At 40.8% G+C, this 17,756-nt stretch carries 10 protein-coding genes; all 10 read right to left on the reverse strand.

All coding sequences use genetic code 11. The features are described from left to right. Positions 1-40: 40 nt before the first annotated feature. The 10 genes from N7U62_RS08425 to N7U62_RS08470 all read right to left on the reverse strand — a co-directional run bounded on the left by N7U62_RS08425 (position 41) and on the right by N7U62_RS08470 (position 17,732). Positions 41-1,690, reverse strand: coding sequence for a GH39 family glycosyl hydrolase (locus tag N7U62_RS08425; protein ID WP_264137501.1), 1,650 nt, complete (start codon positions 1,688-1,690; stop codon positions 41-43). 222 nt (positions 1,691-1,912) lie between these two features. After that, on the reverse strand, positions 1,913-3,502 hold the full coding sequence (locus N7U62_RS08430; RefSeq protein WP_264137502.1) for a RagB/SusD family nutrient uptake outer membrane protein: 1,590 nt from the start codon (positions 3,500-3,502) through the stop codon (positions 1,913-1,915). Between the two features lie 18 nt (positions 3,503-3,520). Further along, entirely contained in the window at positions 3,521-6,544 is a 3,024-nt protein-coding gene (locus tag N7U62_RS08435; RefSeq protein WP_264137504.1) for a SusC/RagA family TonB-linked outer membrane protein, read from the reverse strand. Positions 6,545-6,914: 370 nt separating this feature from the next. Continuing rightward, positions 6,915-7,928 carry a hypothetical protein gene (locus N7U62_RS08440; protein WP_264137505.1) on the reverse strand — a complete coding sequence of 338 codons (1,014 nt, stop codon included), beginning with the start codon at positions 7,926-7,928 and terminating at the stop codon, positions 6,915-6,917. A 524-nt stretch (positions 7,929-8,452) separates the two neighbouring features. Continuing rightward, positions 8,453-9,427, reverse strand: a complete 975-nt coding sequence (locus tag N7U62_RS08445; protein ID WP_264137506.1) for a Gfo/Idh/MocA family protein — start codon at positions 9,425-9,427, stop codon at positions 8,453-8,455. Between the two features lie 56 nt (positions 9,428-9,483). Then, the gene (locus N7U62_RS08450) at positions 9,484-10,911 is read right to left on the reverse strand and encodes a sulfatase (protein WP_264137508.1); all 1,428 of its coding nucleotides are present in this window, start codon (positions 10,909-10,911) and stop codon (positions 9,484-9,486) included. 83 nt (positions 10,912-10,994) lie between these two features. Beyond that, positions 10,995-12,332, reverse strand: coding sequence for a sulfatase-like hydrolase/transferase (locus N7U62_RS08455; protein ID WP_264137509.1), 1,338 nt, complete (start codon positions 12,330-12,332; stop codon positions 10,995-10,997). Positions 12,333-12,374: 42 nt separating this feature from the next. Then, on the reverse strand, positions 12,375-14,768 hold the full coding sequence (locus N7U62_RS08460; protein WP_264137510.1) for an endo-acting ulvan lysase-like protein: 2,394 nt from the start codon (positions 14,766-14,768) through the stop codon (positions 12,375-12,377). A 418-nt stretch (positions 14,769-15,186) separates the two neighbouring features. Beyond that, entirely contained in the window at positions 15,187-16,497 is a 1,311-nt protein-coding gene (locus N7U62_RS08465) for a BNR repeat-containing protein (protein ID WP_264137511.1), read from the reverse strand. Between the two features lie 545 nt (positions 16,498-17,042). Further along, a complete protein-coding gene (locus N7U62_RS08470) occupies positions 17,043-17,732 on the reverse strand; it encodes a fasciclin domain-containing protein (RefSeq protein ID WP_264137512.1) in 690 nt (229 codons plus the stop codon). Positions 17,733-17,756 lie beyond the last annotated feature (24 nt).

Consider the following 17,756-nt stretch of genomic DNA (forward strand, 5'->3'; position numbering starts at 1 on the left):
TTTTTTGTTTAATCCTTAAATCCAACTCTATCAGATTAGCTTATTTTGGAATCAATTCTATCAGTTTTACACTGTGGGGTTCCATTTCCATTTTAAGTATGATACTCCCATCTTTGGTTTTGAATATGGTGGAATCTGTCACAGTCTGTGGCAATTGAGCCAGCTTTTCATATTTATTCAAATTGGCATCATAGACGGCTTTCCAACCTTCTTGAAAATAGTCACCCGGTCTATTGCCATAGATTCTTGCACTTTTACCAGATTTGATAGCTATACCAGCAGATTTGACATCTTTATAGAGTTCATGCATAAATATGCCATGATTTCTATCTATTGTCCACTCGTTCATGTAAAAGGAACTACTAGCTTTTACTAGCTCCCCCTTAATTTCCGGGTACAAAATTTGACGATTCATACTGGTGAGGGTGGTATTATGGTTATACAAAAGCAAAAAAACTCTACCCTCTTTAACAACAGGGATTATACCTGAAAAACCACTGCTCCCCCTAGAAGCTGAAAGTCTACTTCCTCCTTCCATTTTCAACAACATAGAGGTTACATTTCTTCGCCCGCTAGCCAATCCACCTGTGGTATATTGACCCCAATCATATATTTCATTCACACGATAATGGTAAGAGAGATCAGCAATGGTAGCATACCAGCTAGCTCCAAACTCAGTAGCATCACTCAAACTGAGGCCTCTGTTTCCAAATTCATCTCTCAATATTCCAAACTCTTGAATATCTAATGGAATACCCTGGAATTGAGAATAGCTATCTAATTTATCTCGATAGGGGACTACTTTTTCCTCAAATCTGACAGTATTCTGATCAATTTTCTCATAATAGGAAAGGCTAAAGAAATCCATCCGCGTACCTATTTCGCCTGTGGCATAATTGGTACCAACGGCGCAGTGGTCGATCAGCTCCGTGGTAAAGGTGGCCACTCCTTCGGTGAGCATGTTGCCTGGTCCAATCTGGGCTTCTGGCAAGATTTTTCCCACCTCATCTACGGTGATATCGTAGTGTTTGAAATACGCCTCCATACTACCTCTCCAATGATCTGGAGTATAGTTTGGTTCCGTAGAAACTCTGAAACGCCAAGTGCTCACTTCTTCCTTCCCAAATTCATCGATGAGTGTTTGTAGAAAGGCACGAATATATTGTCTCCAAATCTCATAATCAGTTGGTGCTTTTGTATTACCATAAGTGTCTTCTATTCTTGGTAAACTCATTTCCCAGGGGACATTGTCCAATACTATTCTGGGTTTGAAACCAGTCTGCATAAATCCTCTCATGCTAGTCAACAGGCCCGAAAAATCTACAATGATATTTCCATTTTCATCCACCCCTTTGTAGTAGATATTCTTATTATCGATTCTACCACCTAGCATCCTTACTAGATTATAGCTTTTCACGTAAGACTTTGATTCTTCGAGGCTGCTTCGAAAACTTGCACTCTCAAATTGAGTTTGATTAATCATCGGTCGTGTAGACCAAAAGTTGTACATAAGTCCAACTTTATCCTTTGTATTGATGGAGATCAATTGATCAGCCGGAATTTCATCCTCTTTATCTTCCTGAAGAATTTCCTTTCCTAAGTTCCCTTCTCCTGTACAAGACAGGAACCATATTATAGTACTTACTGAAGTGACTAAAACTTTTAAACGTTTCAATAATCTTACTTTCATTCTTTCATATCATAAAGCTTAAAATTAGTATGACGAGCTTTTCGAACAGAGTCAAATAATCCAACATAAGGGTACTCTTGTTTAATCAATAACAGAAGACACTATATTAGTGTGATGTTCAGATTATTGCCAACACTTTTCTGTATATACAAGTGAGAATTATGAAGAAATCAGAACCGAAAAAAACCAGCAGAAAAATCTGCTGGTTTAAGACTAATTGTATTACCTATAACCATTATTGGTTGGATCTGACTCCAAAAGTTTCGGATTGGTTTGTAGCTCCTGCAAGGGAATTGGCAAGAGTACATGATAAGGTTTTATATTTGCTCCAGGTGTGTAGGTTCTGTATTCTTCAGACTGCACTACATCGAACAAAATGCCCCATCTGATCAAATCATATCTTCTCCATGCTTCGCCAGCGAGCTCCCATTTACGCTCATCATAAATCGCCTCCCTGAATTGCTGCTGTGTTAAACCAACTAACTCCCATTCAGCCTGAGTCGCATAGGCTCGTTCGCGTACAGCATGAATGTACTGATAAGCATTGGCCGGTCCATTCAATTCATTTTCACACTCTGCGGCCATCAGATAAATATCCGCTAAACGGAAAACCATTCGGTTGTCCTCATGATTGAACCTTGGAGATGTGTCTACATTGAGATTCATAAATTTGGGGATGTAGGTAAATGCCAAATCAAAACCCAAATAGCTATCCATAATATTCAACTCTCTTCTCAGATCATTGGTTGGAAAACTATTTGCAAATCCTATAGTAGCTATTTGAAGGCCTGTGCCATTAAACTGTTCCCCCCTAGCTGCCAAAGCATCCGCCAAAGCACCTCTCTCATCAGTATTGGCAGGTTCATCTCTCAATCTCGGATTAAACATACTTGGTCTCCAATTACCATTACCAAAAACTGCCGGTAATGAACCATCTGGTCTGACCACACCTTCTTCGAATTGACCTCTGATATCTTTAGCAAAGTCAAGAGACCAAATAATCTCTGCATTGTACTCATTGCTAGGATCAAAAACTTCTGCATAGGTCGGCTGAAGTTCGTGGGAGGATTGATTAATAATCTCCAAACATTTATTCAACCCATTTTGCCAATCTTGTTCAGCCATATATATTTTGGCCATAATCAACGCCGCACACCACTTGGAAGCACGTCCTAGCTGATTATCAGGAATTTCATCAGCTCGTGGCAAATTGTCCTGAGCAAACTGCAAATCTTCGAGAATATCTTGAATAATGATATCCTTATCAGTCCTGCCCAAAACCTTAATCTGATCTAAATCCAAAGCTTCTCTATAATAAGGGGCATCTCCCCATAAATTGGTTATGTGCCAATAGGCTAATGAACGGATAAAGGTGACGTCTGCGATAATATCGACCTGAGCAGCATCTGGAATAGCATTGTTCCCTTCTACTCTATCCAAAATAATGTTAGAATTCAAAATGATTTTGTAAAAATCCTTCCATGTATCTGATACGCTCATCTTCTGAACCGACACATCAGCCAATCCTTCGTCAAGAGTATAGTTCCCAATGGGCTCTACAAAATTCGCATTCCGATTAGGCTCTATGATATCAGCCCCATTGTCATAAAAATGATCAAGTCCAACCTGACCATAGATGGAATTGTTTTTGAGTATGGCATATAAGCCTGTCACAGCCTGTCTCGCATCGGACTCTGACGAAAAGAAATTCTCTGGCGCGATAATATCTCTTGGATTTTCCTGCAAAAACTCTTGACAACTGAAAGTTACAGAAAGTACCAACGCTATGATTATTATATTAATTTTTTTCATTTGTTCGCGATTTAGATTTTAGAATGTAAGGTTTAAACCTAATGTCAAGACTTTTGCATTTGGATATTCACCACTTGAATAACCCTGTGCAATGTTTCCTAATCCACTGTTTCCGAAATTACTGGTTTCGGGATCTATCAATCTGAAATCAGATAGCAACCAAAGGTTTGTCCCTGAGAAGTAAACAGACATTCTATCAATATTATTCCAGCCCCATTGATTAGTTGGTAGATTGTAAGTAAGTCTCAACGTCTTTAGCCTGATATGTGAACCGTCTTCAACCATTTCTGAATTGCTATTAGTGGATTCAGATGCGGCTCCTGCACGTGGAATATCTGATGTTGGATTTTGAGGTGTCCATCGATCTGCAATCTCAGCGAATTTAGGATTCTCCCCTCTTGTGAAATAATTAGGCCTCATTCTCAGATTATAAACCTCATTGCCATAAGTTCCTTGAAAAAAGAAAGACAAATTGAAATTCTTATACGTGATCGAATTCTCCAATCCAAAAACCAAATCAGGCTGAGGACTTCCCAACACGATGTTATCTTCATTGGTAATATTGCCATCACCATTCAAGTCTTGAAATTTGGAGGAGCCTAATTCAGGAATTACATTCATACCTGAGTTATCAATTTCCTCTTGAGTCTTGTATGTACCAAGATATTTTACTCCGGTAAACACAGGTACTGGCTCCCCGACGATGATTCGTGTATTGCCCGATCCTAAAATCTCATCTATCACAACATCAATAAACTCCTGACCACCCAAATCCAGGACTTTGTTTTTGTTTGAAGACAAAGTCAAAGTTGACCCCCAATCAAAATCTCCATGAGAAACATTTGTAGTCTTGAGCAAAAACTCCCATCCTTTGTTTTCTAGGGACCCAATGTTTTGCAATTGACTAGAGAAACCCGTTTGGCGTGGTACTACTACTTCTAAAAGAAGATCGTTCGTTTCTTTACGATAAAATCCGAATTCAGCAAAAACACGGTTGTTGAACATGGAAGTTTCAACCGCCAAATCCAGTTGATCAGTAGTTTCCCACTGCAAAGCAGGATTAGCTGGACGACCTAGTGTAAGACCAGGGTTCTGCACACCTCCATAGGTAGTACTAGCCTCGGTCAAGAGTGCCAAGGTTCTGTAAGATTCAATACCCTGACTACCCGATCTACCATAACTGGCTCTCAATTTCAAATTGTTGATAAAAGTAACATCCTGCATAAAGGGCTCATTGGATACTTTCCATGCACCCGCCACAGATGGATACAACTCATATTTGTTTCCTTCAGCAAAACGAGAAGACCCATCGGTTCTTGCCACCAAGGTCAACAGATACTTATCTCTAAAAGAGTAATTCAGTCTTCCAAAAAAGGAAACAATTGAAAATTCATCAAATGAACTATTTACAATATTGCGAGTGGGATCACTGCCTAACCCTAAGCTGTTATATCCAACTGCATCAGAAGTAAAACCATATGCTTCTGCACTCACACTTTCTGCCTGAAAATGTTGGAAAGATGCTCCAACCAAGCCAGTGATACTATGATCACCAAACTCTGTTGAGTATTGTATAGTGTTTTCATTATTCCATCCAATACTAGTAGTAGCTCTTACTTCAGCATCTCCGCCCTGATTTACGACCAATCGATCTGGACTTTGACTCGAATTGAATCTGTTTCTCTTAGTATTATCTATTTCTGGACTGAAAGTAGATCTGATCATCCATTTGGGTGTAGGTTTAAACTCCAAATAAGCAGTGGCCAATACATTGTTGATTTGTGTTTCATTTGTATTCAGCTCTGCATTTGCAACTGGATTGGAGAAAGGGGCTCCAATCACTTCATTCCAACCATTGTAAGTTCCATCGTCGTTGTAAACAGGCTGAGTAGGAAGGATGTTCAACAAACCACCATACCCAACTGTTCCATTATCTTGTTTGATTCTGGAAAAGTTCATCCTAAAACCAGTCTTCCATCTATCTGTCAATTTGATGTCAAGATTAGATCGAAAAATGAATTTTTCAATTCCAGAATTCTTGATCAAACCATCTTGATTGAAATAATTTAATGAATTATAGTAATTCACATTACCATTCTCTGAAGATCCACTAATAGATACATCTGCATTATAGATCGGTGATGGGTCCAAAAGCATATTGAAATAATCATTGTCTTCGTAGGTAGAAGGATCGTCAGGAAAAGGTAGAGCCACCCCTCTATATGCAGCATCTTCATTCGTGTATTCGATCTGTTCTTCTTTATTCAAAAACGCCGGTCTTTCAGGTACCAATTGGGTACTGGTATAAAGTCCCACACTCACTTGAGGTTTACCACCAGTAGCCATTCCGCTTTTGGTAGTGACGAGTACGACACCATTTGCGCCTCTCGAACCATAGATGGCAATCGATGATGCATCTTTTAACACCTCAATTGAGCGGATATCATTCGTATTCAAATTATTAAGGTTGAAATCTTGGCCCACTATGATACCATCTATTACCCATAACGGTTGATTACTTCCTTCGATAGAGTTTCCGCCTCTCACACGAATCACAGTTCCTGCCCCGGGTGCACCACTTACTGACGTGATTTGTACCCCCGCCGCTCTACCTTGTAACACCTGATCTACACGAGAACTAGGGATTTTTTGTAAGGCTTCATTGTCTATAGAAGCGACAGACCCGGTTAGGTCGGATTTCTTGGAAGTACCATACCCAATTACCACTACCGTTTCGAGTTCCTTCACATCAGTCTGCATTTGTACATCGATTACTGATTGGCTACCCACAGTCTGTTCTTGTTCCAAAAATCCAATAGATGTAAATACAAGAGTTGCCCCTTCGGATACTTGCAAAGTATACTTACCATTCATATCTGTGATGGTACCGTTAGTAGTTCCTTTCTCAAGGACGGTCACTCCTGGTAATTCAGACCCGTCTTCTCCTGATGTAACCAATCCCGAAACAGAAACTTCTGCTTGATACAAATTGCCTTCACTAGCATTTGCCAGAAAGCTCACCAGAACAAAAAGTCCTGACATAAGTAATTTAGATAGATAAACTAATCTAGTTTGTAAATAGTCTTTCATAAGTATTAATATAATTAAGTAATTCAGTTTAGTTAAATGAGTTCTATTCAGCTGCACCTAGTACAAACTTTAGAACCAGTTAGATTCATCCTTAGTCTTTTTTCATTGGCGCATTTCTTAGTTTCATAAAAACCAAATTGCCACTTTATCAATAAATTATATTCTTAAAAAAGGGTAGAATAGTCCAATCTCAAAATACCTAAACATCAAAATTTATTAGATAGAGAAGCAACCTTGAACAAGATCAAATGACCGATCATGAAAGAAAAAAACCACCAGAGATAATCCGGTGGTATTGATAAGTGCAAATTGCTAGTTGCCTTTATTGGCATATAATCTCGCTAAACTCTGCGCTAATAGCATTAGATTCTTCAACGGATTCCAGATGTAATACAAACTGATCAACTGCATGACCATTTGATCTACCAGAAACCTCCATGGTATAAGACTTGGCTTCATTGAAAGCGACATAGATTTGATACGGATCAAAGTCGTTAGTTCTAGACTGCCATTTAAACCCCTTATCATTTCCACTTCGATAATTTTTAAACCAGCCATCGGACGATGCACCCTCTGGGTTTGGCGTTTTGCCTACCCCTTTAGGATATACCTTTGGCCCTCCTGACTTTTGCGCATAGTAGTCGCTTGCATCAGGAAACCTTAGCCAGGTATCGTTGTGCTCGGTACCTTTGTCTCCTATGGTGTAGGCACTCCTCCATACGAAGTGATACGTACCTGGCGTACTAATCAGAATATCGAAAGAGGTCAAATCAGCGCTCGGCTTTGAAAAATTGTCGGTTCCTGTCCAAAGCATGTAGCCTCGTCCTGAACTTTCGCTATCAGCCACCAATTTCCAGCTATTTCCAAATTCAGCGTTTTCAAACTCTACTTTCACAATACCATCCTTTTCTACAAAAAGGTATTGTACTGGGTCTGAGCAGGCGCCATCTGGCAATGTAGTTACAGACTGCACATTGGAATTTGCTGATATGATTTCTTCAGACAAAACCGCTCGAATTCGAATAAAATAGGTCGTAGCAGGTTCCAAATTTTCAATTTGCAAAATGGACTGGCTTACTCTTAACGAATTATAATCGTCGAGCATCTGATCAAAGTCGATATCGCTAGCTACATCTACCTCATAGGCCACTGCCCCCTGGTAGTCAGTCCAGTCTAGATTAATTTCATTAACCAAGGGAATAGGGGTGGATAATACGGGATCTTCAATCGCAGCTTCCCCTGGTGCTGAGTCGTCCTCATTCGAACATGCATTACAAATCAGGATCAGCAATAACACTATCCAACTTTTGTTTTTTAGTAATCTTATAAATTCCATATTTATATTTTGTGGTGAATACACAAGGTTAACATCCACATGCTCCATAAATATGTAATAAAATCTACATTAAAGGTAATATCATTTATACCTGGATCATATACCCATATGTCGTGAAAGAAATAGATTGACTAACTGCATATCAATGATCAAAACCATGTGAGGATTACCCCTGAAGTTTAACCAGGAAAAAGCTATTGCATTTTCCGGAAGTTAATGGGAAATAGTTATTGAGTTAATAGGAAGCCATATGGGTGCTAATACCGCGATTTATTGAGTCACCCCAATAGTTACTTGTCAGTATTGATTTTTATTTTTATAAACACCTGATAATCCGCCTATTAACTTATTTCCCAATTACTAATATCCCCTGAATTGCCCCGCTCCGTTGGAGTTCCTTTGGGGAAGGGAAGCCTTTGGCTCATAATTCAGGTTTAAAACAACAAGGCTTCAGGTATAAACCTAAAGCCTTGTTGTTTTTAATCCATGCAAAAGAATAACTCTGGGGCAAGTATCCGATTAGACTACCCTTGCGTGAGCCATTCCATCACTTTATTAGTTCGAGCTCCAGATTCTCCAGTACTTACACATTTTCCTTTGCCCAGAAGCTCATCGACGATCTGCTGGATCAACGGGTATTGGATATGGTCTGGTATCTCAAATGTGAATATCTCTTCATTATTTTCATCTGTACGTAGGGTCACTTCACTTCCTCCAAAGGTGGCGTATGAAATCTCCCCCTTGGAACCAATAATGGTTGTAATGTCTTTATCACTTTGCTGGCCCGTCGAAAAACACCAGCTACCTGTGCCCATTACACCAGACTCAAATTCAAAACTGCCTACCACGATATCCTCTGCCTTGTATAGTCCTGCTTGATTTTGTGCATAACCTTTGGCCTTAGTCACTGGTCCCAACAGAAAATCAAGAAAGTCGAGCTGATGACTGGCCAAATCGTGGAAGTATCCTCCTCCTGCCACCTCAGGGTTTACACGCCAGTGTTGCTCTTGGAGGGTCACAATATCCGGAACCAGTGGCTTTGCCATTCTAATCTCAACCATCCTCACATCGCCAATTGCACCGCTATCTACCAGTTCTTTGACCTTCAGGTAGTTAGGTAGAGCACGTCGATAGTAGGCTGTAAAAAGGGGCACACCATGTTTTTGACATGCTTCTACCATATCCCTACATTCTGAATAAGTCTTGGCCATTGGTTTCTCTACATATACTGGTTTTCCAGCCTCTGCCGCCTTGATCGTGTACTCCCTATGCGCATAGGGAGGTGTGGCAATGTAGATGGCATTAACCTCAGGATCGGCAATCAAGGCATCTGCATCGTCGTACCAGATATCAATGCCATGTCTCTGTGCATAATCGGCCGCTTTTTCGGCATTTCTTCGCATGACCGCCTGTATCTTACTCCCTTCGATCAGGTTCATCGCTGGAGCGCTTTTCTTTTCGCAAACATCTCCCACGCCTATTATTCCCCACTTGATCATATTGTAATGTTTTAAGTTTTTTCTTGTTATGTTACTTGTATCTGCACCAAAGGTCATTATTCACTGCTACCATTCACTCGTGCCTTCTGCTCCACAAAGTATGGTTGAAATTTGTATAATGAATGTTCATCCCACTTGGCATTCACATTGGGCAAATGGGATTTTAGCTGGCTCATTTCTGTTTGGAATCTATTCCCACCAGCCAAATTGTCAAACTCATTCGGATCGGTGGCATGGTTGTAAAACTCCTCGCCACCATCCTCATATCTTATGTATCTAAAACCTTTTGATTTTACCGTATGGTTTTGATACCCAAAAGTGGAAATTGCAAAGGCTTCTGAATCTACTGCCCCTTGCATAACCGGCACCAAGCTCTTTCCTTCATTTCGGTCGTATGCTGGTAGTCCACAAAGCTCCAGCAAGGTCGGATACAATGACAGCATCTCTGCTGGCGATGACACTACCTTTCCCTTGGAAAGGTTGGGTGCAGAAAATATCAAGGGTGCTTTTGTGGCAGCTTCCCACAAAGCGTGTTTTGCAAACGTGCCCTTCTCTCCCAATCGATAACCATGATCCGACCAAAGGACAATCACTGTATTGTCTGCATATTCACTATTTTCTAATGCATCCAGTACCCTTCCAATCTCATAATCTACAAAGCTCACACATGCCAAATATGCCTGAATAATCTTTTTCCATTCTCCGTTTTCCTTGGCCCATTCGGTAGATGGCATCATGGGCAAATCATTGATTTTTAATGCTATAGGTGGTAAATCATCCAAATCATCGCTCCTGTAGGGCGCTACCTGTATACTATCTAATGGATGCAGATCAAACCATTTTTGAGGCACATAGAGCGGTACATGAGGTCGTAAAAAACCCAAGGCCATAAAAAATGGTTTATCGTATATACGACCCAAGCGCTCATTGACCCAATCTACCGATTGATGATCTGGCATCAGAGAATCATAGGCAGGAAATGCTCCCCAATCCGTACTGGTACGGCCGTAGTCTTTACGACGTGTGGCACTGAATCCCTCCCATACGATTCGCTTTTCTGGTAGAGGTCCAAATCCCTTTATCCGACCACCGGACTCGTCAAAAACACCGCCTGGCGAATGAATATGAAAGAGCTTGCCTATGCCCATGGTATGGTAGCCGTTTTGACTAAAATACTCTGGCAAGAAGGTAATATCCTTCGTCTGCTCATTGCCATCCCACCTGACCTTATCATCTGGTGTCATGCCATAAATGCCGGTCGTAGAAGGCCTCAACCCTGTCATGATCGATGCACGAGAGGGGCCACACAGCGGTGCCTGACAATGGGCATTTGTAAAAAGTACTCCACCTGCAGCCAAGCGGTCAATGTTGGGGGTCTTGGTATTGGAATAGCCCCCCATACAACCTAGCCAAGTATTCAAATCATCTACAGCGATGAAAAGTACGTTTGGCTGGTTCGATTCCACAGGCTCGGTTCTACTCACTGGCTGATTACAGCCAAAGAGTGATAAAAGTGCAATCTGTATTAATATACTTGACCTGAAAATCATGTTAAATTTAAAACCTGCTAGTTTTTCCAATGTTCTTCAAGCTTCTGCATCAAGTCAGCCACAACCTCTGGTTTGGCTTCCGCCAAATTCCGTTTTTCTTCCGAATCTTCATAAATATTGTACAGCTGAACGACCTCATCGGCTTTACGGACCTTATTCGGCACTATCAATTTGTAAGGGTTGGTATAGACAATTTGATAAAACAAGCTAGAATCTATAGTTGTAAAATCATGCGCATATATTTCACCAAAAATAGCCTCTCGCTCCGCCATAGCCTTTTGATCCAACACACTGATGCCTGGTAAATTGTCTGGTTGATCCATCTCCAAGAGACTCAATACCGTCGGTACCATATCAATAGAACTAGAGAGTGTGATAGTATCCATTTTAGGTGTAATCTTTCCATTCCACTTGTAGAAAATAGGCGTTCTCATGCCATAGTCGAATGGCGACCTCTTTGAAAATTTCTCATAGGTAGGTTTATCCTCATTTTGCACCCATCCATTGTCACAGACATAGACAAACAGCGTGTTGTCCATCAAGCCTTTCTCCTCTATTTTGTCATTGAGCTGACCGATGGTGATATCAAACCACTCGCACATAGCCCAATATTTAGCCACTAATTCTGACGGTGCTTTATCCATATATTTCTGCACCAAACTGTCTGGTGCAGTATGCGGCTGATGCGGCAAAAATGGCGCATACCATACAAAAAATGGCTTTTCTTGCTCCACGGCATAGTCTATGAATGTATTGAGCGTATCCATTCCATTTCGTCCAATTTGCAAGCCGTAATCTCCGTGTCTACCTCCTCTTTTAGGGTCGCCATGGGTCATGCCATAGTCAAAGCCGCCTACTTCGTAGCTACCATGCCACCACTTGCCAGACTGAAAGGATAGATACCCTTTTTCCTTCAGCATCTCGGGCAAGGTCACTTGTTTCTTGAACTCCTCGATTACCGGTGCGTAGGCCTCACTTCTACTTTTGCGATCGGCTGCCCGATCACCTTTATTGCGCTCAAAGACACGATCATTACCCAGTATATTGTGATGTCTCGGATACCTTCCGGTGATGATAGAGGCCAAAGAAGGACTACAAAGAGAGGTTGGGACATAGCCTCTCGTGAAGGTCATCGCCTGATCCGCCATCTGATCTATATTTGGTGTCTGGATGTGCTCATGCCCCATAAAACTGTAGTCATTATAGGCCTGATCATCAGACAAGATGAAAACGATATTAGGGAGTACTGCTTCTTCAGCATTTACCTTTTCATTTTGCTTTTCTGTGGATTGACATCCATACGCTATTGCTCCGCAAAGCAACAAAAGCAACCCTTTTGTTTTTAATACATTCATACTATTTTGTTTAAATATCAAATGACCTATTTCTTTAATAATTTATTCCTGCGTAATTGATCTTATACCCTTTTTAGACTGACCTGCGTCCAAGACGAGATTTCCAAATTGCAAATTTTGTCCCTCGCCTATGTATAGGGTCGTTTCGCTTTTTCCGTTTTCAAATTGAATTTTTCTAACCATTCCGAATCGCCCAACAAACTTCAAATCCAGTGTCTTGATATCTCCTATTGCATCCGGACGATCCATACACAGGATATAATCGATAACTTCCGCATTTGCTATTTTTGAAACCACCTTAGCGCCTATTACACGATTGCCATCTCTTATTTCTTCGATGCTTTGTAGACTGGATTCACTAGATGTACCAGGCTCGAATACTGATAAAAATGGCCTTTCCCAAGCTTCCCCATTTTGCCTCACAGCTAGCACTTGCGTCTTCTTTGCCACGTATCCATTGATGGCCTCACGTGTAGGTGGCGCAAGAGCCTTTGTATATTCTCTTTCTCCTCCTCCTGGCAAAAACATATGCATATAACGTTGGTCATAATCCACATCAAATCGAACATACACAGACTCTGAAATCGGCTTTGTTACCTTTGTGTCCTCAAAAAACCTCCAACCTGGAGATTGCACTACATCTCCTATGTCATTTTGATAGCGATCTGTCGCTGAAAGCTCCAGACTTTCTCCTGATGAGTTTTGGAGGTGAGATCGATCACCTATGTTGTGATAGATATAGTCGTGAAATTTGTTTTCACCATTTGATTTTGAACGAAACAAATCGAAGTAGTAGGCTGTGGTAGGGCTGGTACGAATGGTCGCCAGCGTTCTTTCCTGCACACAATCATTGACCTCATCATCCAGATGTTGGGTTGCAAAGCTGAAGGATTCACTCAATGGATCTTCTAGGTGCGCTGGTTCGGCGGCTATGTTGATAGTGGTATTTTGCCAAACATTGGCTTTTCCTTTCCACGAGCCCTGATCTCTACCATGCGATGTGCCATTGACTATGACCGTATTATTTCCGGCATAAAGTCTAAAATATTTTTCGTGCAGTGGTATTCTGCGCTCCTGTACTGTAGGGGGCAACCCGGCATTGGGCGCCATCGCATAGCCTGCTCCATACAGCTCCATCGATATCCCTGTGACGTGCGAATGCACATAATGAGCTCCGCCAATGATACCACAGAGTCCAAATAGTTCATTGTCAATGTCAGTTTCATTACGCTTCAAAACCACACCTGCATGTTCAATCACTACAGTAGGTTTTCTGAAATCAATACTTCCTTCTACTACCTCTGGTAGAGGCACTGCCCAAAACAATTTGAGCATATCATAATTACCAAAAGTGCCTTGACTAAGTGATGTTTGCTTTTTTTCATCTTGCTGATAAGATTGCTTCAACGCAACAATTGCTTGGGCTTTCAGACTGTCATACCCTCTGCGGTTTGCTAGATTCAAGGTATATCGGTACAGGGCTGTGGTTCCATCATGAAATCTCTTAGAGTCTCCATATCTTACAAAGATGCCATTAGGCATTTTTAGATTGTCAAACAAGAAATTGCCCTTTAGGATTTGCTCATGGTCGGCTGTGACGTCCATATCAGGATATACCCTATCCACAATATTCAAGACGAGAGTAATCGCCGACATAAAACTGTAGCTGGTAGATTCTGGCCAAATACCTTGATTCCCGAACATCGGAAGTATTGTGTTTTTGAATGAATTCTGATGATTGGTGCCTTTGTTCCAAAACACATCGAAAAGTCTTTCCCGCTCTGTATCATCTTCTACACAAAGTATCCCAAATAAAGCGCCAGGTGCAGTGAGTATAGGATGATTGGAGATAAACTGTCCATGTACATCTGGCTTGCCATATTCTTGCAAAGTATTACCCACCATGTTTTTAATCGCCTTTTGTACGATGGCATCATCATAACGTACGTTTTTTCTGCTATCCAGCTGGTAGACCTTTCTCTTCGGTTTTTTCAGATATGGATGCGCAAAATCATAGGCCAGTGCAAATTGAGCATAAGATGTTCTGGGATCATAAAATGCATTGCCACAAATGGAAGTCGTTTCTGGTGTTCTGGGGGCAAGTTCAAGAGCATAATGGTATAGTATATCTGCCGCAAATTGAGCATACTCTTCGGACTGCGTCAAGTAGTACAGCATACTAGAATTAGCCGCGAGACGTAGTACGTCTGCATGCTGATCCACGGTCACAGCATCAAACTCGGATTGGTTATCGTCAGGAGCTAACTTAGGGATATCCTCTAGAATGGCAGAAGGATTGGACTGGTGTAGTTTGACCTTTTCATCTATTTGAAGATGTACTTTGTTTACAATTTCCTGTACCCAGGTGTTTTCTTCAATCAATTGGAGTATATGCACTCTCTCCTCCTGTGTCACCCAGATTACCGGATGCTTCATAGACTGCCCCACCACGACGGTTGAATAGCACAATAAAAAAATAAAAAATAGCTTTCTAGTCATATTATCCTTCAATTTTCACAGCTGATATTAGTATGAGGGCGCTAACATTTTTCTAAAGCAATAAGATCAATTGCTAGCCGAGAAAATTATCATTAATTCAGCTTAGTCTTTACCCATCTCAAAAGTGAAAATTACCGATCTAATATAAATCTAAATTCGGGGTAAAATAGTCTATGAAGGAGCTCTACAAATTGATCAATCTGGCTCCTAGCCCAATCAAACTGCTCTATTTTGTCCAAAATGATCTGCCTGTCAGATTCGCATACCCAAATATTAGGGTGATTGATTGTCCATGGATCATCAATACCGATATAAAAACAAAAGCTATGGACAAGCATGCTTTCGTAGGCTTCTCTTATTTTTCTATTCTATTAGCGAGATTAGCTAATGGCCACCTATACAGATGTAGTTGATCTTCCTTCGTCACTGCTACACCCATCAGATGGTCCTTGGATGGACTGACTATGCTATTGGTAGAGGTGGTGAAATCTCCGTCCAAGGTGTATATCTCATTCCATTGATCCCAATCGCCTCCATGAGCAGAAGAGCCGTAAATCTTGAGCCTGCTACCCTGCCTGACCATCAGGTACAAGTCGTTACTAATCGGGTCACAGTACACTTTTGGACGATCGCCTGAAATAGAAATAACTTTAGACTCCCACTGAAATGAATCTTCATGGCTAAAACCAATGTAGTGCTGATAAGTGTTTCCCCGTTTCAATACGATATGAAAATTACCATTTCCATCTAAAGTGGCTCCATTGTGATTGGACAACCCACTCGACATGGGGATATCTGCTATTTTGACCCCTGAGCTGTTTAGATGTAGAGGGCCATTCAATTGGCGTCCTTCGCTGTTGATCCAGGTTTTGCCTTGATCTTCAGAGTATGCAAACATTAAATCATGGTTTGTAGCAGCATTAGGCGATTCTCTCCATACCCAGCTGAGGTACATTCTACCATCAGCAAAGAAGATGTCGTTGTAATATGCACATCTGTTTTCATCTCCTTCATAGACACCTTTTTTTCCATCCACTATTTTGAGAGGAGTGTCCCATAATCCATCTTGATTATAGCGACTTAGAAACGTATCTCCGTTCCCGCTTCCTCCTACACGATACATAAAAAACAGTTGTCCCTCCTGATCATTGAAAAACCTTGGATATGTGACTCGCTCTATCGGCACCTTTGTGTTTTCGAGATAGTTGCGAGTGGGAGAAAACAATCTTGCATCAAAGTCAGCATCATCTGCGATAGCTGCCAATGGCTCTGAGACGATATAACGGAATGTCCTGGCATGCATATCAAACGACAGATGAATCCTTTGATCTACAGGTGATATTGCGATATTGGGGGTATTGTGATTGTCGTATTTACCCTTTCTCTTTTCATATATATGGGGCAATTCTATTATTTTCCAGTTACCCTCTTTTCCAAAGTTGCTGTTGCGTGCTACGCATAGCTTGCGGGAAGTATTATAATAGATAATGAAAACAAAGTTCTCATAAACAGCAATAGCATTTTGTTGAGTAGCGGTGGCTATTACAGGGTTTTCTGACCAACAATCTTTCGAAACAAGAGTTTTGTCAAAGTCGGTAATCTGAGCGAAAACCGACCGTGACAAAACAAACAACACTAAAATCAACCAAATTCTCAGTACTATCATCTCCAATTTTTATTGGCAATGACCAATAGGTTCAAGCATCATCTAGAACTTCCAATCTGGATTAGCCACCATGATCACTCCCACTACTTATTTTACTTCCATTTTGGATCGGATGTCTTTATAAGTCCTCTAAAAAGAACCAAATTTCAAAATCCTATCCTCTTGTATAACATACATTCTTATGCTCATTCCAGGTTTGAACTTAAGGAGATCAAACACTCACTTATACTCCGGCTTTATCATATCGGAATCATCTGTATTACACCCGTTAGACTCTAATATGAATCCAATTCTAAGCATAACGTTGCATTCTGTCTTGTTTTGCTTAGTCACATGAAACTGGTTAGCGAATAGAACTAATGCTTTGACGCTCATCGGACTCCAGACTACTATTCAAATTTGAAGACAAGGTTATGGTCTGACGAAGATTCAGTGCTATTCAACCTTAAACAATCAGCAAGAAGCGAAGCGCGCAAAGTATAAGAATAAAGGCTGCCCCAACAAAAGTAAAGGGCAGCCCAAGAGAGTTATATATTACTACTAAATCAAAATGGTTGGTATCTCACATAACCATTTATTTGATGCCCAATACCATTGGTAAAAATGAAATTGTGCAAATCAACACCTCGTCCTCTAGACCCATCAGGCATAGTGGTAGGAATATTTGATCCCCCCACTCTAGCTACACTAGTATTGATTCTAATTTGTTGGTTAAACAACCTTTTATTGATTTCCATCACACCTGAATCACCTGGCACTAAAGTCTGATAGTAAAGATGAAAATCATTTTTCGGAATAGTCTCCTGACTCAATGCCTCCTCAAGAATATGATATCTCAATACATGTTCAAGCCTATCATTGCTAAGTGAATCTAATGGATTATCAGCACTACCTGTTGTGTGCGCTAATAACTGGCCACTGGCATTGAAAGCACTGTTTCTTAACAGAAAGTAAGTTTGACTTGCATTAGGATCATTGTATAAGTCAATCAAATCAGTTTGTTCTATGGCATCCAACAGGTACTGAAACTGTGGCACACCATCATCGTCATTGTAAGTAGTATCTTGATTAATCATCACCATCCAATCGTAAGCAGTCATACCAGTAGGACGATTACCAAATGGCTCTCTTACATACTCCCACTCCTCTTGCAATGTCAAATCGCAACCGGTTGCCAGAATAACAAAGACGATAACCGTCAATATTTCTCTGAATCTATTATTTATATCTTTCATCTTATTCTGATTTTTTATTCTCAA

Origin of the sequence: Reichenbachiella ulvae (assembly GCF_025833875.1) — a bacterium.
Lineage (GTDB): Bacteria > Bacteroidota > Bacteroidia > Cytophagales > Cyclobacteriaceae > Reichenbachiella > Reichenbachiella ulvae.